Source organism: Staphylococcus sp. AntiMn-1, from assembly GCF_001663395.1.
Classification (GTDB): domain Bacteria; phylum Bacillota; class Bacilli; order Staphylococcales; family Staphylococcaceae; genus Staphylococcus; species Staphylococcus equorum.
On record NZ_CP012968.1, the window covers coordinates 2,668,774 to 2,689,719 of the forward strand.

At 33.7% G+C, this 20,946-nt stretch carries 23 protein-coding genes; all 23 read left to right on the forward strand.

Annotated features, from left to right (window positions below; genetic code table 11):
• Window positions 1–17: 17 nt before the first annotated feature.
• The 23 genes from AOB58_RS12875 to AOB58_RS12985 all read left to right on the forward strand — a co-directional run bounded on the left by AOB58_RS12875 (window position 18) and on the right by AOB58_RS12985 (window position 20,941).
• A complete protein-coding gene (locus AOB58_RS12875; RefSeq protein ID WP_021339787.1) occupies window positions 18–878 on the forward strand; it encodes a GNAT family N-acetyltransferase in 861 nt (286 codons plus the stop codon).
• Window positions 879–987: 109 nt separating this feature from the next.
• Window positions 988–1,521, forward strand: a complete 534-nt coding sequence (rpoE, locus tag AOB58_RS12880; protein WP_064783557.1) for a DNA-directed RNA polymerase subunit delta — start codon at window positions 988–990, stop codon at window positions 1,519–1,521.
• 332 nt (window positions 1,522–1,853) lie between these two features.
• The gene (locus AOB58_RS12885; RefSeq protein WP_064783558.1) at window positions 1,854–3,464 is read left to right on the forward strand and encodes a CTP synthase; all 1,611 of its coding nucleotides are present in this window, start codon (window positions 1,854–1,856) and stop codon (window positions 3,462–3,464) included.
• A 363-nt stretch (window positions 3,465–3,827) separates the two neighbouring features.
• A complete protein-coding gene (fdaB, locus tag AOB58_RS12890) occupies window positions 3,828–4,688 on the forward strand; it encodes a class IIb fructose-bisphosphate aldolase FdaB (RefSeq protein ID WP_002507059.1) in 861 nt (286 codons plus the stop codon).
• A 315-nt stretch (window positions 4,689–5,003) separates the two neighbouring features.
• Window positions 5,004–6,263, forward strand: coding sequence for a UDP-N-acetylglucosamine 1-carboxyvinyltransferase (locus AOB58_RS12895; protein WP_021339784.1), 1,260 nt, complete (start codon window positions 5,004–5,006; stop codon window positions 6,261–6,263).
• 87 nt (window positions 6,264–6,350) lie between these two features.
• Window positions 6,351–6,674 (forward strand): winged helix-turn-helix transcriptional regulator, encoded by a 324-nt coding sequence (locus AOB58_RS12900; RefSeq protein ID WP_002511426.1) that lies wholly within the window; start codon window positions 6,351–6,353, stop codon window positions 6,672–6,674.
• 286 nt (window positions 6,675–6,960) lie between these two features.
• Window positions 6,961–8,388, forward strand: coding sequence for an aldehyde dehydrogenase family protein (locus AOB58_RS12905; RefSeq protein WP_002507062.1), 1,428 nt, complete (start codon window positions 6,961–6,963; stop codon window positions 8,386–8,388).
• A 182-nt stretch (window positions 8,389–8,570) separates the two neighbouring features.
• Complete coding sequence (rho, locus tag AOB58_RS12910; protein WP_002507063.1) at window positions 8,571–9,887, forward strand: transcription termination factor Rho; 1,317 nt, start codon at window positions 8,571–8,573, stop codon at window positions 9,885–9,887.
• 143 nt (window positions 9,888–10,030) lie between these two features.
• Window positions 10,031–10,288, forward strand: coding sequence for a type B 50S ribosomal protein L31 (locus AOB58_RS12915; protein WP_002507064.1), 258 nt, complete (start codon window positions 10,031–10,033; stop codon window positions 10,286–10,288).
• A 195-nt stretch (window positions 10,289–10,483) separates the two neighbouring features.
• Window positions 10,484–11,083: a thymidine kinase gene (locus tag AOB58_RS12920; protein ID WP_002507065.1), complete on the forward strand. Its 600-nt coding sequence runs from the start codon at window positions 10,484–10,486 to the stop codon at window positions 11,081–11,083.
• Complete coding sequence (gene prfA / locus AOB58_RS12925; protein ID WP_002507066.1) at window positions 11,083–12,159, forward strand: peptide chain release factor 1; 1,077 nt, start codon at window positions 11,083–11,085, stop codon at window positions 12,157–12,159. The genes AOB58_RS12920 and prfA overlap by 1 nt, the downstream gene beginning before the upstream one ends.
• A complete protein-coding gene (gene prmC, locus AOB58_RS12930; RefSeq protein ID WP_021339783.1) occupies window positions 12,146–12,982 on the forward strand; it encodes a peptide chain release factor N(5)-glutamine methyltransferase in 837 nt (278 codons plus the stop codon). The genes prfA and prmC overlap by 14 nt, the downstream gene beginning before the upstream one ends.
• Window positions 12,983–13,076: 94 nt before the next feature.
• A complete protein-coding gene (locus tag AOB58_RS12935) occupies window positions 13,077–14,120 on the forward strand; it encodes an L-threonylcarbamoyladenylate synthase (protein WP_021339782.1) in 1,044 nt (347 codons plus the stop codon).
• The gene (locus tag AOB58_RS12940) at window positions 14,117–14,539 is read left to right on the forward strand and encodes a low molecular weight protein arginine phosphatase (RefSeq protein WP_002507069.1); all 423 of its coding nucleotides are present in this window, start codon (window positions 14,117–14,119) and stop codon (window positions 14,537–14,539) included. Before AOB58_RS12935 ends, AOB58_RS12940 begins: the two co-directional genes overlap by 4 nt.
• 148 nt (window positions 14,540–14,687) lie before the next feature.
• Window positions 14,688–15,212 (forward strand): TIGR01440 family protein, encoded by a 525-nt coding sequence (locus AOB58_RS12945; protein WP_002507070.1) that lies wholly within the window; start codon window positions 14,688–14,690, stop codon window positions 15,210–15,212.
• Between the two features lie 23 nt (window positions 15,213–15,235).
• Window positions 15,236–16,474 carry a serine hydroxymethyltransferase gene (gene glyA / locus AOB58_RS12950; protein ID WP_064783559.1) on the forward strand — a complete coding sequence of 413 codons (1,239 nt, stop codon included), beginning with the start codon at window positions 15,236–15,238 and terminating at the stop codon, window positions 16,472–16,474.
• Window positions 16,475–16,492: 18 nt separating this feature from the next.
• Complete coding sequence (gene upp / locus AOB58_RS12955) at window positions 16,493–17,122, forward strand: uracil phosphoribosyltransferase (protein ID WP_064783560.1); 630 nt, start codon at window positions 16,493–16,495, stop codon at window positions 17,120–17,122.
• 22 nt (window positions 17,123–17,144) lie between these two features.
• The gene (gene wecB, locus AOB58_RS12960) at window positions 17,145–18,278 is read left to right on the forward strand and encodes a non-hydrolyzing UDP-N-acetylglucosamine 2-epimerase (protein WP_021339778.1); all 1,134 of its coding nucleotides are present in this window, start codon (window positions 17,145–17,147) and stop codon (window positions 18,276–18,278) included.
• Window positions 18,279–18,431: 153 nt separating this feature from the next.
• Complete coding sequence (locus tag AOB58_RS12965) at window positions 18,432–18,782, forward strand: ATP synthase subunit I (protein ID WP_002507074.1); 351 nt, start codon at window positions 18,432–18,434, stop codon at window positions 18,780–18,782.
• Between the two features lie 28 nt (window positions 18,783–18,810).
• Window positions 18,811–19,533, forward strand: a complete 723-nt coding sequence (atpB, locus tag AOB58_RS12970) for a F0F1 ATP synthase subunit A (protein ID WP_002507075.1) — start codon at window positions 18,811–18,813, stop codon at window positions 19,531–19,533.
• A 38-nt stretch (window positions 19,534–19,571) separates the two neighbouring features.
• Window positions 19,572–19,778 (forward strand): F0F1 ATP synthase subunit C, encoded by a 207-nt coding sequence (atpE, locus tag AOB58_RS12975; protein WP_002507076.1) that lies wholly within the window; start codon window positions 19,572–19,574, stop codon window positions 19,776–19,778.
• Window positions 19,779–19,874: 96 nt separating this feature from the next.
• The gene (locus AOB58_RS12980; RefSeq protein WP_021339776.1) at window positions 19,875–20,402 is read left to right on the forward strand and encodes a F0F1 ATP synthase subunit B; all 528 of its coding nucleotides are present in this window, start codon (window positions 19,875–19,877) and stop codon (window positions 20,400–20,402) included.
• Window positions 20,402–20,941: a F0F1 ATP synthase subunit delta gene (locus AOB58_RS12985; RefSeq protein ID WP_002507078.1), complete on the forward strand. Its 540-nt coding sequence runs from the start codon at window positions 20,402–20,404 to the stop codon at window positions 20,939–20,941. Before AOB58_RS12980 ends, AOB58_RS12985 begins: the two co-directional genes overlap by 1 nt.
• The last annotated feature ends 5 nt before the right edge of the window (window positions 20,942–20,946 follow it).

Consider the following 20,946-nt stretch of genomic DNA (forward strand, 5'->3'; position numbering starts at 1 on the left):
TAAATAGGGGATAGGATATGTTTATTAAAAAACAATTTGAAGGAATTACAGTTCAAGTGTATGAAGATAAATATAAAGATGCACTTTATAATTTTAAATTGAATGAACGCCAACAAATTTATTCATCTTTGCCGAGTGATGTTTTAGAAGATGCGTTGCACGATAAAGATAGAATTGCAAACATCGCATTGAATAAAAAAGGGGAAGTTGTAGGATTTTTCGTTTTGCATCAGTATTATCAACATGAAGGCTACGATACACCAAAACAAGTGATTTATGTTAGATCACTATCTGTTAACCAAAATTTTCAAGGTTATGGTTATGGTACTAAAATGATGATGTATCTTCCACAATATGTTCAATCTTTATTTCCAGATTTCAACCACTTATATTTAGTCGTTGATGCGGAAAATGAGAGTGCTTGGAATGTTTATGAACGTGCAGGTTTCATGCACACTGCAACTAAAGAAGAAGGACCACTAGGAAAAGAAAGATTATATTATTTAGACTTAGATTCAAACCATGTATCATCATTGAAATTAAAGCCAAATACGGAAGATGTGCCGTTCAACATTCATATTATTGATTTATTTAAAGATGGAAACAAAGTAGGATTTATTGCAGTAGAAAAACATGAACAACGTATGAATATTTCTTCTGTAGAGGTTAATAAATCAGAAAGACACAATGGTATTGCGGAAAGTGCTTTGAGACAACTTTCTACATATATCAGAAAGTATTTTGATGATGTCAGTCTGTTGACAATTACACTATATGGTGAGAATAATGAATTAAAACCGTTATGTATCAATAGTAACTTTGTTGAAATCGAGTCTGCGGATGATTTTAAAGTATTTGAAAAGCATATAAATTATTAATAGAGATTGCGAAATCACAAATTGTCATTTATAATTTACATTTGTTATTATTACTTAAGATGAACTTAGTACGAATTTGGATAAATGCCTTTGAAAGGAAGAATAAATAATGAGAATTCAAGATTATACAAAAGAAATGGTTGATGAGAAATCATTTATCGATATGGCCTATACGCTATTAAATGAAAAAAATAGTACTATGAATTTATACGATATCATCGATGAATTTAAAGCGCTTGGACATTATGAAGACCATGAAGTAGAACATAGAATTGTACAATTCTATACAGACTTAAATACTGACGGTCGTTTTTTAAACGTTGGAGAAAATATCTGGGGATTACGTGATTGGTATTCAGTAGATGATATTGAAGAAAAAATTGCGCCAACAATTCAAAAATTCGATATATTGGATGATGACCCAGAAGAAGATAAAAATTTAAAATTACTTGGTGAAGATGAAACTGATGACGATGATGACATCCCAGCTGTAACTGATGACCAAGAAACTTTGAATGATCCTGAAGAACCAAAAGAAGACGAAGTTGAAGAAGAAGGCATTGTTATTGATGAAGATGATGAAGACTTTGATGACGAAGAAGAAGATGAAGACGAAGAAGCCGAGGAAGAAACTGAAAAATAATTATTTGAGATTTAATTGACTTTTCTCGTGAAAATGATAAAATTTTATTCGGGCTCCTTTAATTAGGACGACGTGTATAAATATTATACGCTCCCCCTTACAACGATGTGAGAGGGAGCGATTTTTTTATTTAAATGACTATAAAAAATTTATGAATTCTTTGAAATTAGGTAATTGCTTAGAGCAATAATTTATACATATGAAAATAATAAATGATAATTATAATATGTAAAACACGCTATTACACAAAAAATTAAGCAATTGATTTTAAAAATTCGATGTCAATATCGGTATTGATTGAAAAAACTGTTTTAATAACTAGGAGGCAGAACATGACAAAATTTATTTTTGTAACTGGTGGAGTTGTTTCTTCATTAGGAAAAGGTATCACAGCAGCATCTTTAGGAAGACTATTAAAAGATAGAGGGCTAAAAGTAACAATCCAAAAATTCGATCCATATTTAAACGTAGATCCTGGAACGATGAGTCCATATCAACATGGTGAAGTTTTTGTTACTGATGATGGTGCAGAGACAGACTTAGATTTAGGACACTATGAACGATTTATAGATATTAACTTAAATAAATATTCTAATGTTACAGCTGGTAAAGTGTATTCTCACGTATTGAAGAAAGAACGTCGTGGTGATTATTTAGGAGGAACAGTACAAGTTATCCCGCATATCACAAATGAAATTAAAGAACGTTTACTTTTAGCAGGAGAAAGCACAAATGCTGATGTTGTTATTACTGAAATCGGTGGAACAACAGGGGATATAGAATCATTACCATTTATTGAAGCTATTAGACAAATTCGCAGTGACTTAGGTCGCGAAAATGTAATGTATGTACACTGTACATTATTACCGTATATTAAAGCTGCTGGAGAAATGAAAACGAAACCAACACAACATAGCGTAAAAGAATTACGCGGTTTAGGTATTCAGCCTGATTTGATTGTGGTTCGTACAGAATATGAATTAACACAAGATTTAAAAGATAAAATCGCTTTATTCTGTGATATCGACAAAGCAAGTGTAATCGAATGTCGTGATGCAGAATCACTATATGAAATTCCTTTACAGTTAAGCAAACAAGATATGGAGAACATAGTGATTGATCGTTTAGAACTTAATCCAAAATACGAAACACAGTTAGATGAATGGCAATATTTACTAGACACAGTGAATAATTTAGATGGCAAAGTGACAATTGGTTTAGTTGGTAAATATGTAAGTCTTCAAGATGCTTATTTATCGGTTGTTGAATCATTAAAACATGCAGGTTATCCATTTAAAAAAGATATTGAAGTAAGATGGATTGATTCTAGTGAAGTGACAGATGATAATGTGTCAAAAATATTATCAGATGTAGATGGTATTTTAGTCCCAGGTGGATTTGGATTCCGTGCAAGTGAAGGAAAAATTTCTGCGATTAAATATGCACGTGAAAATAACGTACCGTACTTTGGTATCTGTCTAGGTATGCAATTAGCAACAGTTGAATTTGCTAGAAATGTACTTAACCTTGAAGGTGCGCATTCAGCAGAATTAGATCCAAACACGCCGTATCCAATTATTGATTTACTACCTGAACAAAAAGATATTGAAGATTTAGGCGGTACGTTACGTTTAGGACTTTATCCTTGCCATATTAAAGAGGGTACATTAGCACACTCAATTTACAATGAAACTGATATTGAAGAAAGACATCGTCATCGTTATGAATTTAACAATGAATATAGAGAACAATTAGAAGCAAACGGTATGGTATTCTCAGGTACGAGCCCTGATGGTCGCTTAATTGAAATGGTGGAAATTCCCGAAAATGACTTTTTCGTAGCTTGTCAATTCCATCCTGAATTTTTATCAAGACCTAACCGTCCACAACCAATTTTCAAAGCGTTTATTGAAGCTTCTTTAAAAAATAAACAATCTAAATAAAATAAAAATGACGCATGTTAGCTAAGTAATTAAAGGTTACAGTTAGCAATGCGTCTTTTTTTATATCCTTAATTGTTAAATGTCATTATACATTAACGATAATTGAATTTTTTATAAAGGTCTCAAAATTCGTGTTATTTGATTCAAACGATTTCATAATTATATTTTTACAATTACTGTAAAATAAGATGTATAGTATAACAAATTTACAAAAATTAGAAGAAAAATGTCTATTTTTAAGGTTTTAAAAAGAAAAAAACGATTAAAAGCGCTTACAATTGTTTAGAAGAATGCAAAAGGTTTCTAATTTTGATATAATTAGATTGTAAAAATATGTGCTTAAAGCACCAAGGAGGAACTTTCATGCCTTTAGTTTCAATGAAAGAAATGTTAATAGACGCAAAAGAAAATGGTTACGCAGTTGGTCAATACAACTTAAATAACTTAGAATTTACACAAGCTATCTTAGAAGCTTCACAAGAAGAGAATGCTCCAGTTATTTTAGGTGTATCTGAAGGTGCTGCTCGCTATATGGGTGGTTTCTACACGGTAGTTAAAATGGTTGAAGGGTTAATGCACGACAAAGAAATCACTGTCCCTGTTGCAATCCACTTAGACCACGGTTCAAGCTTTGAAAAATGTAAAGAAGCAATTGATGCTGGATTTACATCAGTAATGATCGATGCTTCTCATGGTTCATTTGAAGACAACGTTGAAATCACTTCAAAAGTGGTTGAATATGCGCATGAACATGGCGTATCAGTTGAAGCTGAATTAGGTACTGTAGGCGGACAAGAAGACGATATTATCGCTGAAGGTGTTATCTATGCAGATCCTAAAGAGTGTCAAGAACTTGTTGAAAGAACAGGCATCGATACATTAGCACCAGCATTAGGTTCAGTACACGGACCATATAAAGGTGAACCTAAATTAGGATTTAAAGAAATGGAAGAAATTGGTGCTTCTACAGGATTGCCGTTAGTATTACACGGTGGTACTGGTATCCCAACTACAGATATCCAAAAAGCTATTCCTTTCGGCACAGCAAAAATTAACGTTAATACAGAAAACCAAATCACTTCTGCTAAAGCAGTACGTGAAGCTTTAGACAAAGATAAAGAAGTATATGATCCTCGTAAATATTTAGGACCAGCACGTGAAGCAATCAAAGCAACAGTTATTGGTAAAATTAAAGAGTTTGGTACATCTAACCGAGCAAAATAATTTAATCTATATTACAAATGAGACTGAGACATGTAATTATGTCCCAGTCTTATTTTTTTATGTTATAATTGCTATCGTTTGGTAAAGAGGTTATTATTAAATCCAAACTATTTACATAAATCTCAAACAAAATATATATAATTATGATTTAAAACATAAAATAATGGGAAATAAAAACTATAGTAAATAATTTATATGTAACTTGCATCACTTAATTTTAATTTTAAAAAGTTTTAGTAGACTGATGTACTTTGCAAACTGGAAAAAGTAATTTATAATGCAAATAATGATTGAAAGTCAAAGGAGAACAAGCGAATGGCTCAAGAAGTGATAAAAATTAGAGGTGGACAAACACTTAAAGGTGAAGTGGATATCCACGGTGCTAAAAACAGTGCAGTAGCAATTATACCTGCAGCAATCCTGGCTGAAGATAAAGTAACAATTGAAGGTCTTCCAGAAATTTCTGATGTAGAAACATTGGTTAGTCTATTAGGGGATTTAAATATTAAAACAGAATTAGATGGTATGACATTAAAGGTCGACCCTACTGACATTGAAAATGCACCATTACCTAATAATAAAGTCGAGTCTTTACGTGCCTCTTATTATATGATGGGTGCAATGTTAGGTAGATTTAAAAAATGTGTCATTGGTTTACCTGGAGGTTGTCCATTAGGACCAAGACCTATTGATCAACATATCAAAGGTTTTAAAGCTTTAGGCGCGAAGATTGATGAATCAAGTGAGACTTCTATGAAAATTGAAGCTGACAAATTAACTGGTGCAAATATATTTTTAGATATTGTGAGCGTTGGTGCAACAATTAATATTATGCTTGCAGCTGTACGAGCTGAAGGGCATACTGTCATTGAAAACGCAGCTAAAGAACCAGAAGTTGTAGACGTAGCAACGTATTTAATTGGTCTAGGTGCAGATATAAAAGGTGCAGGTACAAGTACGATTAAGATTAATGGTGTGGATCGTCTTCACGGTTCTCATCATCAAGTTATTCCAGATAGAATAGAAGCTGGTACGTATATGTGTATAGCTGCAGCTTGTGGTGAGGATATTCAAATTAATAATATTATCCCAACACATGTTGAACCATTAACTGTAAAGTTAAAAGAATTAGGCGTGGATATTCAAGTTGGCGATGATAGTGCTAAAATTAAACGTAGTGCGCCTTATTCAAGCGTCGACATTAAAACTTTAGTTTATCCTGGATTTGCTACAGACTTACAACAACCTATTACACCGCTATTATTTATGGCAGATGGTGTATCCTTTGTGACTGAAACAATATACCCAGCGCGTTTTAGACACGTTGATGAATTAAAAAACATGGGTGCCAATATCAATGCAGATGATGGTACGGCAACTATTAAGCCATCTAAATTAACAGGGGCAGAAGTATATGCGAGTGACCTACGAGCAGGCGCATGTCTTATTGTTGCAGGACTTTTAGCAGAAGGTGTTACTACAATTTACAACGTAAAACATATTTATCGTGGCTACACTAATATTGTGAGTACTTTAGAATCATTAGGTGCAGATATTTGGACTGAAGAAATTTAGAAAATGTGGTATACTAAATATACTAAGCACTTGAAATATATTTTAGTAACTCAGATTATAGAATAAAAACGATATGAGGTGATGACCATGGAGGTTTGCCCTTATCTTGAAGAGACCTTTAAAATAGTAGGTAGAAGTTGGAATGGTCTAATTATTAATTATTTGTCTAGGTGTCCAGAAAAATCTGCTCATTTTTCGGATATGAAACGTGATTTGAAAACAATTACACCACGTGCACTTAGTATAAAATTAACAGACCTAAGTGAATGGGGTCTTGTAGAGAAAAAAATAGTATCTACAAGCCCGATGAACATATTATACCAACTTACGGATAAAGGTGATGCACTAGCGGCAGCATTAGTACCAATGGAAAAGTGGGCGCAAGATTTTATTGAACTTGAAAATCAATAATATCAATGTCTATGAACGAAGATTTAAAGCGTTATAATAAGAGAAGAAGTCTATGACATGTCATAGACTTCTTTTTTTGTTTTTAAAAAAAGAAAATATATATATTTTCTTTTAGCTTATAAATTGTGAGGTTCAAGGTTTTTGTTGGGACTAATTATTAATGTGAAATGATTAGAAAACGCTTAATAACAACGTTTGTCGTCATATAACGTGAGCATTAATGTTTAAAAATACAGAATCTCGGTTAAAATATAATTATCAACACAAATTAAGGAGTGAATTATTGATGAGAAATTTCACTAAACAATATATTAACGGAGAATGGATTGAAAGCACTAGTGGAGAAACACTAGAAGTTATTAATCCAGCGACAGAAGAAGTAGCAGGTACAATTGCGAAAGGTAATAAAGAAGATGTTGATAAGGCAGTAGACGCTGCAGAAAATGTGTATCTAGAATTTAGACACAGCTCAATAGAAGAAAGAAGAACATTATTAGATAAAATAGTACAAGAATATAAAAATAGAAAAGATGATCTTATAGAGGCAATTACAGACGAATTAGGTGCGCCTTTATCAGTATCAGAAAAAGTACATTATCAAATGGGACTAGATCACTTTGAAGCAGCACGTGATGCATTAGATAATTTTGAATTTGAAGAACGTCGTGGTGATGATTTAGTTGTGAAGGAAGCTATTGGTGTTTCTGGCTTAATCACACCTTGGAATTTCCCAACGAATCAAACTTCATTGAAATTATCTGCCGCTTTTGCAGCAGGAAGTCCAGTCGTATTAAAACCATCTGAAGAGACACCATTCGCCGCAATTATTTTGGCTGAAATTTTTGATAAAGTAGGAGTGCCAAAAGGTGTGTTTAACTTAGTGAATGGTGATGGACAAGGTGTAGGTAATCCATTAAGTGAACATCCAAAAGTAAGAATGATGTCGTTCACTGGCTCTGGTCCAACTGGTTCAAGCATTATGAAAAAAGCAGCTGAAGATTTCAAAAAAGTGTCACTTGAATTGGGCGGTAAATCACCATATATTATTTTAGATGATTCAGATATTGATGGTGCAGCAAGTGCAGCAACTGGTAAAGTTGTTAGCAATACTGGTCAAGTTTGTACAGCAGGTACTAGAACATTAGTACCAGCAAGTCTAAAAGAAGAATTCTTAACAGCTGTAAAAGAAAAATTCAGTCAAGTTAAAGTCGGTGATCCACGCGAAGAAGGCACTCAAGTTGGTCCAATCATTAGTAAAAAACAATTTGACCAAGTACAATCATATATCGATAAAGGTATTGAAGAAGGTGCAGAATTATTCTATGGTGGACCTGGCAAACCTGAAGGCTTAGAAAAAGGTTACTTTGCTCGCCCAACAATATTTAATAATGTTGATAATAGTATGACAATCGCGCAAGAAGAAATTTTTGGCCCAGTGATGTCAATTATCACTTACAATGATTTAGATGAAGCAATTAAAATTGCAAATGATACTAAATATGGCTTAGCTGGATATGTATACGGTAATGATAAAGACACATTACACAAAGTAGCACGTTCAATTGAAGCTGGTACAGTAGAAATTAATGAAGCTGGCCGTAAATCGGACTTACCATTTGGTGGTTATAAACAATCTGGTATTGGACGCGAATGGGGCGACTACGGTATCGAAGAATTCCTAGAAGTTAAGTCCATTGCTGGCTATTATAAATAATAAAGTTTAGCAGTAATTAAATAATTTAAATGAAGCAAGGCAGTTTAACTGTCTTGCTTTTATAATTTATAAAAACTGAAATACATTTTGTAATTAAATAAGAAATTTGCTATAGTTATAAAAGTAAGTAGCGTAGTACGTTGCGTTATTTAAAAACTTATTTATGAAATGGGTGCAAGATAATGCCTGATAAAGTACGAACATCACCTCAGTATGAATCGTTCCACGAATTATACAAAAATTACACTACAAAAGATCTCACTCAAAAAGCAAAATCTCTAAAACTAACAAATTATAGTAAACTTAATAAAAAAGAACTTGTTCTTGCAATTATGGAAGCGCAAATGGAAAAAGACGGTAACTATTATATGGAGGGTGTATTAGATGACATCCAACAAGATGGCTATGGTTTCCTTAGAACAGTTAATTATTCAAAAGGTGAAAAAGATATTTATATCTCTGCCAGTCAAATACGTCGTTTTGAAATCAAACGCGGCGATAAAGTTACTGGTAAAGTAAGAAAACCAAAGGATAATGAAAAGTATTATGGTTTGCTACAAGTTGATTTTGTTAACGACGAGAATGCAGAAGAAGTTAAAAAAAGACCTCACTTTCAAGCGTTAACGCCATTATATCCTGAAGAACGAATCGTTTTAGAAACAACGAAGCAAAATTTTTCGACTCGTATTATGGATTTAATTACGCCAATTGGTTTGGGCCAACGTGGACTTATTGTTGCACCACCAAAAGCAGGTAAAACATCTCTATTAAAAGAGATTGCTAACGCTATTGCTATCAACAAACCAGATGCAGAATTATTTGTATTATTAGTCGGAGAACGTCCAGAAGAAGTAACAGATATTGAACGTTCTGTTGAATCTGCTGAAGTTGTGCACTCTACATTTGATGAGCCACCACAACACCATGTTAAAGTTGCAGAACTTTTATTAGAACGTGCAAAAAGACTTGTTGAAGTAGGAAAAGATGTCATTATTTTAATGGATTCAATTACAAGGTTAGCTCGCGCATACAACCTTGTTATACCACCAAGTGGACGCACATTGTCTGGTGGTTTAGACCCTGCGTCATTACACAAGCCAAAAGCATTTTTCGGAGCTGCAAGAAATATTGAAGCTGGTGGCAGTATGACGATATTAGCTACAGCGTTAGTTGATACAGGATCACGTATGGACGATATGATTTACGAAGAATTTAAAGGAACGGGTAACATGGAATTACATCTAGATCGTAAATTGGCAGAGCGCCGAGTATTTCCAGCTATTGATATCGGTCGTAGTTCAACGCGTAAAGAAGAACTACTTATTTCTCCAAAAGATTTAGAATCATTATGGCAATTACGTAATATGTTTACAGATTCAATTGATTTTACAGAAAGATTTGTACGCAAATTAAAACGTACAGAAAATAACCAAGAATTTTTTGAACAATTACAAAAGGCTGCTAAAGAAAGCACTAAAACAGGTAAACCAATTATTTAAGTTGAAATTAGCAAAGTGTTATCAAGCTAATATATGATTTAGGGTTGCGTTTTGGTTTTAAAGCAATTATAATTATCAAGTATTGGGTAAAAACTCACAAACAACTCTGTTCCAGATGGTTCAGGGCAAAGGAGCTGAAAATAATGAGAAAAAATATTCATCCTGAATATCACAGTGTAATCTTTTTAGATACAACTACGAATTTTAAATTCCTAAGTGGTTCAACAAAATCTTCAAAAGAGACTATGGAATGGGAAGATGGCAACGAATACCCAGTTATTCGTTTAGACGTTTCATCTGATTCACATCCATTCTACACAGGACGCCAAAAATTCGCTGCTGCGGATGGCCGTGTGGAACGTTTCAACAAAAAATTCGGAATCAAATCAAGCGACGAGTAATCGTTGTTATAAGGCATTCTCATTATATGAGAATGCCTTTTTGTTTTTAGAAATATAAGTCTCTAATTGAGAATATTACAGTTTTAATAGTTTTTATACATAAAAATAACTCAATATCTTGAAGAAATAGCATATTTCAATTAAAAAAATATGCTATAATGAATCGATTATGTTTTGAAAAAGGTGGAACGCATAATGTATGAAACTTATCATTCCGGGTGGATTGAATGTATTACTGGAAGCATGTTTAGTGGTAAATCTGAAGAGTTAATTCGTCGATTAAGACGAGGCCTTTATGCTAAGCAAAAAGTAGTTGTATTTAAACCGGCTATAGATGACCGCTATCATAAAGATAAGATTGTTTCTCATAATGGCAACGCTATTGAAGCAATTAATATTTCAACAGCGGCTGAAATACTTAAGCACGATTTGTCAGATACAGATGTTATAGGTATCGATGAAGTGCAGTTTTTTGAAGAAGGTGTAGTTAATATTGTTGAACAATTAGCTAAAAAAGGCCATAGAGTCATTACAGCGGGACTAGATATGGATTTCCGAGGGGAACCGTTTGAACCTATACCACACCTACTAGCAGTAAGTGAAGAAGTGACTAAACTACAAGCTGTTTGTGCTGTTTGTGGTGCATCTTCAAGCCGCACACAAAGGTTGATTGATGGTAACCCAGCAAAAATAGATGATCCAGTTATATTAGTTGGTGCAAATGAAAGTTATGAACCAAGATGCAGAGCGCATCATATTGTTGCACCAAGTAATAATATGAAGGAGGAAATGTAGTGTTTGATCAATTAGATATCGTAGAAGAAAGATATGAACAATTAAATGAATTATTAAGTGATCCAGATGTAGTAAGTGATCCAGATAACTTAAGAAAATATTCAAAAGAACAATCAGATCTACAAAAAACTGTAGAAGTATACCGTAATTATAAACAAGTCAAAGAAGACATTGTTGAAATAGAAGAAATGTTAAAAGAAACAAAAGACAGTGATGAAATTGAAATGTTAAAAGAAGAACACCAATCACTTAACAATCAAGTTCCGAAACTAGAAGAAAATCTTAAATTTTTACTTATTCCGAAAGATCCTAACGATGAGAAAGACGTTATCGTGGAAATACGTGCTGCTGCTGGTGGAGATGAAGCTGCAATTTTTGCTGGGAACTTATTTAGAATGTATTCTAAATACGCTGAAGCACAACGTTATAAAACAGAAATTGTAGAAGCCGCTGAAAGTGACCATGGTGGTTATAAAGAAATCAGTTTTTCAATTTCAGGATCAGGTGCTTACAGTAAGTTGAAATATGAAAATGGCGCCCATCGTGTACAACGTGTACCTGAGACCGAGTCAGGTGGACGTATTCATACATCGACTGCTACAGTTGCAGTACTACCAGAAGTTGAAGATGTAGAAATTGAAGTGCGTAATGAAGATATTAAAGTAGATACTTACCGCTCTAGTGGTGCGGGTGGACAACATGTCAATACTACGGATTCAGCTGTACGTATCACACATGTGCCGACCGGAATCATTGCTACGTCTTCAGAAAAATCACAAATTCAAAACCGTGAAAAAGCTATGAAAGTTTTGAAAGCACGTTTATTTGATATGAAATTACAAGAAGAGCAACAAAAATATGCTGCCCAACGTAAATCAGCAGTAGGTTCTGGTGATCGTTCAGAACGTATTAGAACGTATAATTATCCTCAAAGTCGAGTGACTGACCACCGTATTGGTTTAACGATTCAGAAGTTAGATCAAGTTATGGAAGGAAAATTAGACGAAGTGATAGATGCATTAACTTTAGCTGAACAAACTGATAAATTGAAAGAACTTAACAATGGTGAATTATAAAACACGACTTTCTAATGCAAAAATGAAATGCTTTGAACTAGATATTGAAACAACTCGAGCAGAATGGTTAATGTTAGATTTATTGCAATGGAGTAAAGCGGATTATTTGATGCATAAGGATGAGGTAATGTCGGACATACATTTAGAATTATATAACGACGCTGAAGTTAGAATGTTAAAAGGTGAACCGATTCAGTATATTGTTGGAAGCCAATCATTTTACGGTGAGACATTCAAGGTGACTGAAGATTGTTTAATACCTAGACCTGAAACTGAGGAAGTCATGTTACACTTTTATAACGAGATTCATTCTGATGATACAATTGTTGATATTGGTACAGGTAGTGGTAATATTCCAATTATACTAAAAAAGATGAATCAATCATTAACTGTCTATGCTACAGATTTATATGCTACAGTATTAGCAGTAGCACAAGAAAATGCCCTTAGCCATCAAGTAGATATTAACTTTTTGCAGGGTGATGCATTAGCACCTTTAATAGAAAGAGGTATAAAAGTGAATGGTCTAATTTCTAACCCGCCTTATATTGATGATAATGAGGCTGTACTGATGGATGACACAGTATTGAAATATGAACCACATTCTGCATTATTTGCAGAAGATAATGGGTATAAGGTTTATGATGCAATATTAAACCAATTGCCAAAAGTACTTCTGCCGAATGCAAAGGTCGTTTTTGAAATTGGTTATAAACAAGGTCAAACATTGAAGCAAAAAATACAATCTAAATATCCTTCATTAGATGTTCAAATTATAAAAGATATTAATAATAACGATAGAATTATTTCTTTCGAGTGGTAATAAGAAGTTATGTACTGAACATGATAAATCATGAGAGTGCATAACTTTTTATTTTATTCTAAAATAAAATCATGAGAAGAAAGGGCGGGGCTAAATGGAAACGAAGATTTGGGATTTACGACAGTATAAAAATGAAATCAATCAATTTCCGGATATAAATGAAATCAAGCACATCTTTGAACAAGGAGGCTTGATTGCAATACCAACAGAAACAGTATATGGTCTTGGTGCAGATGCGAGAAATGCAGAAGCAATCAAAAAGATATATGAAGCGAAAGGTAGACCTTCAGATAACCCTTTGATTGTGCATATACATGATTTAAAACAAATAGAGCATTTTACACATGATATAACAAACGAAATTAAATTATTGATGAAGCATTTTTGGCCTGGACCAATTTCTTTTATATTACCGCTTAAAAAAGGATATTTGTGTGAAAGTGTAAGTGGTGGTTTATCATCAATTGCTGTTAGAATGCCAAGTCATTCAATCGGCAGACAAATTTTGCAATTCGTAGATATACCCATAGCAGCACCGAGCGCAAATTTAAGTGGTAGACCGTCACCTACAACATTTGAACATGTTTATTCAGATTTAAATGGTCGTATTAATGGTATGGTAAATGGTGATCAAAGTGAAGAAGGATTGGAAAGCACTGTATTAGATTGCACACAGTTTCCATTTAGAATCGCTAGACCTGGTTCAATTACGAAACCGATGATTGAAGCGGTGTTACCTCATAGTGTATCTACAAGAAAGACTTTGGATAGCGATAAGCCAATTGCACCAGGGATGAAATATAAACATTATGCGCCAGATACACCGTTACAAATTGTTCAAGCATTCAATATAAAGCCTTCAGAAGAAAAAGATTGGAGCCAAACAGCATTTATCGTTCCAAGTGATAAGCGAGATTTCGTGCCTGACGGGTCTATTTTTATAGAATTATGTAAAAATGAAAATGATATTAAAGGGGCAAATCATAACCTTTATAAAATATTGCATCATATTGATCAAGATGAACAAATTAAAACAGCATATATTTATGGTTTTGATATTACTGACCATACCATAGCGATTATGAATAGAATGATGAAAGCTGCAAGTCAAACTATTGTTAAAGGAGACCAACTATGAGAATAATATTTGTTTGTACTGGTAATACGTGTAGAAGTCCGATGGCTGAAAGTATTGCCAAAGCGAAAATGCCTGAATATATCATAGAATCACGAGGTGTTTTTGCTCAAGATGGCCAGCCTACGTCTCAGAATACACTAAGTATTATAAATGAACATCATTTACCATCACCTAGTAATGCTAAACGTTTTACAGCAGAGGATTTAAATGCAGATTTAATATTAACAATGTCACAATCTCACAAAGAAACGATACAACAAGTATATGGAGAGACAGAGAAAATTTTTACTATCAATGAATATGTTCAACGAGAAGGAGAAATCACTGATCCATATGGTGGATCGTTATATGATTATAATAAAATATATAATGAATTAAATTTGTTGATAGATACTTTGAAAAATAAAATATTAAAGTAATAATTTGGTTAAATTAGTATGAGTGAGTAGCTAAATACGTTATAATAAAATACGTATAGCAAAATTGCTATCGTCTAATCTTGTATGTCTCATAGCATCGCGGTGTTTAAATACTTTTTTTAATCATTATTTTAAAAGGGGTGGGAGAATGGAAGATCTAAAGTTATTGTTAAATGAATTAAAGACTAAATCTTTCTTTAAAGCAAATGAATTATGTGTGATTGGTTGTTCTACATCCGAAGTAATTGGTGAGCGTATAGGTAGTGTAGGTTCTATGGATGTAGCACAAGAAATATTTGAAGCATTAAAGCAAATTGAGAATGATACAAATGTTTCTTTTGTATTTCAAGGCTGTGAACATATTAACAGAGCAATAACAATTGAAAGGTCTAAGTTCAACCCCCTTACGATGGAAGAAGTGTCTGTAATACCAGATGTTCATGCAGGTGGTAGCTTAGCAACTTATGCTTACCAACATATGCAAGATCCAATGGTTGTTGAACGAATAATAGTGCCAAAAGGTATTGATATTGGTCAAACATTAATTGGCATGCATATTGCGCATGTAGCCATTCCAGAACGTACAAGTGTTAAACAAATTGGTGAGGCAGTTGTTACAATCGCTTCTTCAAGACCTAAGAAAATTGGTGGCGAAAGAGCAAAATATAACTAATACAGAACGAGGGGGATTTACCTATGTCATTTATTCAAGAGCAAGATAAAGAAATATATGAAGTGATTCAAAATGAATTTAACCGTCAAAATAACAATATCGAGCTGATTGCTTCAGAGAACTTTGTTTCGGAAGCAGTTATGGAAGCGCAAGGTTCAGTATTAACGAACAAATATGCTGAGGGCTATCCGAACAGAAGATACTATGGTGGATGTGAATACGTGGATGTGTCTGAAACATTAGCTATCGAACGTGCCAAACAACTTTTTGGTGCTGAACACGTTAACGTACAGCCACACTCTGGGTCACAAGCAAATATGGCAGTTTATCTAGTAGCATTAGAACATGGTGATACTGTATTAGGTATGAATTTAAGCCATGGTGGTCATTTAACACATGGTTCGCCTGTTAACTTTAGTGGACAATTTTATAACTTTGTTGAGTATGGCGTAAACAAAGAAAATGAACAAATTGATTATGATGAAGTGTTAAGATTAGCTAAAGAAAATAAACCTAAATTAATTGTCGCAGGTGCATCCGCTTATTCTCGAGCTATTGATTTCAAACGATTCAAAGAGATTGCAGATGAAGTAGGGGCAAAATTAATGGTAGATATGGCGCATATTGCAGGTTTAGTTGCAGTTGGTTTACATCAAAACCCTGTTGAATATGCAGATTTTGTAACTACTACAACACATAAAACATTACGCGGCCCTCGTGGTGGAATGATTTTATGTAAAGAAGAGTACAAAAAGCAAATTGATAAAAAAATATTCCCTGGTATTCAAGGCGGACCGTTAGAACACGTTATTGCTGGGAAAGCAGTTGCTTTTGGTGAAGCATTACAAGACGACTTCAAAACATATCAACAACAAGTAGTTAATAATGCTAAAACATTAGCAGATACATTAACTAAAGAAGGCTATAGAGTCGTTTCAGGCGGTACAGATAATCATTTAGTATCATTAGATGTTAAAGGTTCAGTAGGTATCACAGGTAAAGTAGCTGAAGAAACATTAGATGCTGTAGGTATTACTTGTAACAAAAATACAATTCCGTTTGATCAAGAAAAACCATTTGTAACAAGTGGTGTTCGTTTAGGTACACCTGCTGCAACAACACGTGGATTTGACGAAGCTGCTTTTGAAGAAGTTGCAAAAATTATCAGTTTAGTTTTAAGAAATCCAGAAGATAAAAAAGCTTTAGACGAAGGAAAAGAAAGAGTTAAAGCATTAACTACAAAACATCCTTTATACAATTAAAATTGGAGGAAGTAAATTATGGGCAAAGTACATGTTTTTGATCACCCACTTATTCAACACAAATTAAGTTACATTCGAGACGTACATACAGGGACTAAAGAATTTAGAGAATTAGTAGATGAAGTTGGTATGTTAATGGCATACGAAGTGACAAGAGATTTAGAATTACAAGATGTAGAAATAGACACACCAGTAACTAAAATGGTAGCTAAAAGATTAACGGGTAAAAAATTAGCATTTGTACCAATTTTAAGAGCTGGCTTAGGTATGACACAAGGTATTTTAAACTTAGTACCAGCAGCGAGAATAGGTCATGTGGGTCTATATAGAGATCCTGAAACACTTGATGCAGTTGAGTACTTTGTGAAATTACCACAAGATATCGAAGAAAGAGAAATTGTAGTCGTAGACCCAATGTTAGCTACAGGTGCTTCAGCAATTGAAGCAATCAATTCTCTTAAAAAACGTGGCGCGAAAAACGTTCGTTTTATGTGCTTAGTTGCTGCGCCTGAAGGTGTAGAAAAATTACAAGAAGCACATGAGGATGTAGATATTTTCATAGCTGCATTAGATGAAAAATTAGATGACCATGCATATATTACACCTGGTTTAGGTGATGCTGGAGACCGTTTATTCGGAACAAAATAGTTTTACCCAGGAGTGGAGTAGAATGAAGAAGATAATGACTGTGTTCGGGACACGTCCTGAGGCAGTGAAAATGGCGCCGCTTGTATTAGCATTGCGAGATGATGCTGAGTTGGAACCGATAGTAGTAGTTACTGCGCAGCATAGAGAAATGTTAGATTCTGTACTGGAAAGCTTTCATATTACACCAGATTACGATTTGGATATTATGAAGCAAGGCCAATCATTATCTGAAATTACTTCTCGTATATTGACTAGACTAGAGGACGTTATTAAGGAAGAACAACCAGATATGATACTTGTGCATGGTGACACCATGTCAACTTTCGCTGGAAGTTTGGCAGCATTATATAATCAAATTCCTATAGGCCACGTGGAAGCAGGGTTAAGAACTTGGGATAAATATGCTCCATTTCCTGAAGAAATGAATAGGCAAATGGTAGGGGTAATGGCAGATTTGAACTTTGCCCCTACTAATAATGCTGCAGAAAATCTTATTGCGGAAAATAAACCGTCAGATACTGTAGTGGTTACTGGAAATACTGCAATTGATGCTATGAAGACTACCATACATGAACATTATCAATCTGATATTATCGACAGACATAAAGATAAACGCATTATTTTACTAACTGCTCATAGGCGTGAAAATATTGGAGAGCCTATGGAACATATTTTTAAAGCAGTAAGAGATATTGTCGATAAATATGAAGATGTAGTAGTCGTTTACCCTGTACATAAAAATCCAAAAGTAAGAAGTATTGCAGATTTATACTTATCTAATCATGATCGAATTGAATTGATCGAACCATTAGAAGTAGTAGACTTTCATAATTTTGCGCATCAGTCTTATTTGATATTAACGGATTCAGGTGGAGTTCAAGAAGAAGCGCCATCTCTAGGTAAACCGGTATTAGTTTTAAGAGAAGCAACTGAAAGACCAGAAGGTGTAGAAGCAGGCACACTGAAAATTGTTGGTACAAATGCACAAATGATTTTTGATGCTACGCAAGCATTATTGGAAGACGAGCAATTGTACAAAGCAATGAGTGAAGCGCGCAACCCTTATGGCGATGGAAATGCATCAAATAGAATTTGTGAAAATATAAAGTATTATTTTCATCTAATTCCCCAAAAACCTAGTTTTTTTAAATATTAATAGTGGTAAATGTGTCATTTTTGTGACAAGTGTGCAAAAAATTAAACTACATTTTGAATAGAATTGACACCTTTACCGCCCTATATTATTATTAAAACTGTATGATTGAAATGGTTTTCATCATTGAATGAAAAAATGAAGTGAGGCACAGTAATGAAACGTTTCAACATCATTTTTCAACAGTATATACAATTTTATTTATATGGTATAGTTGTACTGTTATTTGTGTTTATTTTCACAAGTTCGCCATTTATTTTAGGACTTATCATAGGCATGATTGGATCACTTATTAATACTTTTACTTTCGAGTTTTACTTAGCGAAAGCTAAACAAAAAGATAATATACATATTTCAACGGGCAACGTTTGGAGATATTTGATTGTGATTCTTGCATGTTGTACTTGGTATTTTTATAAGGACTATATAAATATAATTGGTGTGGTTGTTGGTTTAATGATTTCTTATGTGTTAATGGTTTTGAAACCGTTTTTGCACAAGGAATAAAATCTTAATATGAAAGAGGTGAGAAAGCATGGATCATAAAGACCCTCTAGTCAGTTGGAATGTGTTCGGTCTAGACATCGTGTTTAATCTATCATCAATTATGATGTTGGTTATTACAGCGCTTATTGTTTTTGTCATAGCTATTATTTGTACACGCAACCTCAAGAAACGTCCATCTGGTAAGCAAAACTTTATAGAGTGGGTTTTTGACTTTGTAAGAGGAGTTATTGAAAGTAACATGGCATGGTCTAAAGGTGGTCAATTCCATTTCCTTGCTGTTACATTAATATTCTTCATATTTGTCAGTAATATGATTGGATTACCTTTTCAATTAATTTCAGGTCATACACTGTGGTGGAAATCACCAACAGCTGATGCAACTGTTACTTTGACATTGTCAACTTTAGTTATCCTTTTAACACACTATTACGGTGTTAAAATCAAGGGTCCAAAAGGATACTTCCAGAACTATACTAAACCTATATTCTTATTACCTATTAATATCTTTGAAGAATTCACTTCAACATTGACATTAGGTTTACGACTATACGGTAATATCTTTGCAGGTGAGTTACTACTTGGATTACTAGCAGGTTTAGTTATCGGTTTCCCAGCATGGGGATGGTTGATTGGTATCCCAGGTTTAATTGTTTGGCAAGGGTTCTCAATATTTATTGGTACGATTCAGGCTTATATTTTTGTAATGCTTTCAATGGTATACATGTCCCATAAAGTTCAGGACAGTCATTAATTTAAAATTTAAAAAAGAAAAATTAGGAGGATTTATAAATGAATTTAATCGCAGCAGCAATCGCAATCGGCTTATCAGCACTAGGTGCAGGTATTGGTAACGGTCTTATCGTTTCAAGAACAGTAGAGGGTGTAGCACGTCAACCAGAAGCACGTGGTCAATTAATGGGTATTATGTTCATTGGTGTTGGCTTAGTTGAAGCATTACCAATCATCGGTGTAGTTATCGCTTTCATGTCACTATAATTAAACCAGTTTTATGGCGAAGTCTTGTAGACTTTCGCCGTTCGTTTTTATCAATATGACTTATAATTATAATGAATGAAAGGAGTGTCTATGTAAGTGACTGCTACGACAAATATGTTCGTACTTGGTGCGGCTGACACTAGTGGTGTTCAGTGGGGAACAATTCTTGTTACCCTTGTAACTTTTCTTATATTAGTAGCTTTATTGAAAAAATTCGCTTGGGGTCCATTAAAAGGTGTAATGGATCAACGTGAACATGATATTAATAAAGATATAGATGATGCTGAACAAGCTAAATTAAATGCACAGAAGTTAGAAGAACAAAACAAACAAACGCTAAAAGAAACACAAGATGAGGTTCAAAAGATTTTAGAAGATTCTAAAGTCCAAGCTCGCAAACAGCATGAAGAAATTATTCATGAAGCAAATATTAGAGCAAATGGTATGATTGAAACAGCACAGAATGAAATCAACAGTGAAAAAGAACGTGCAATTGCTGATATTAATAATCAAGTTTCTGAACTTTCAGTATTGATTGCATCGAAAGTACTGCAAAAAGAAATATCAGGCAAAGATCAAAAAGAATTAGTTGAAAAGTACATTAAAGAGGCAGGCGATAAATAATGGCTATCATAGCAAAAAAATATGCCAAGGCTTTATTTGATACTGCTAAAGACACAAACAATCTTGAAATGATGTACGAAGAATTTTCAACAATCAACACAGCAGTACAACCTGAAACAAAAAAATTACAAGCATTGGATGCAGATCCACAAAAAGATGTACAACAGCGTCGTAGTTTTGCAAAAGTAGTGTTTGGTCATGCCAATCAATACTTGCAAAACATGTTAACGATTCTTGCAAGTAACCGTCATCTTTCTTACATTCATGAAATCTATATAGAATTTGAAGCTTTATTTAATCAACATCACAATCAAGAATATGCTGTAGTTGAATCAGTGTATGAATTGTCAGATGAAGATTTAGAACGCATTGATACGATAATTAAATCACGTACAAATTACTCTAAAATCATGATTACAAATAAAATCAATCCAGAGCTTATCGGCGGGGTTCGAGTTAAAGTTGGAACGAAAGTCATGGACGCAAGTATTAAAAATGACCTTGCACAATTAGAGAAACAATTTATTAGAGTGAAATAAAAACT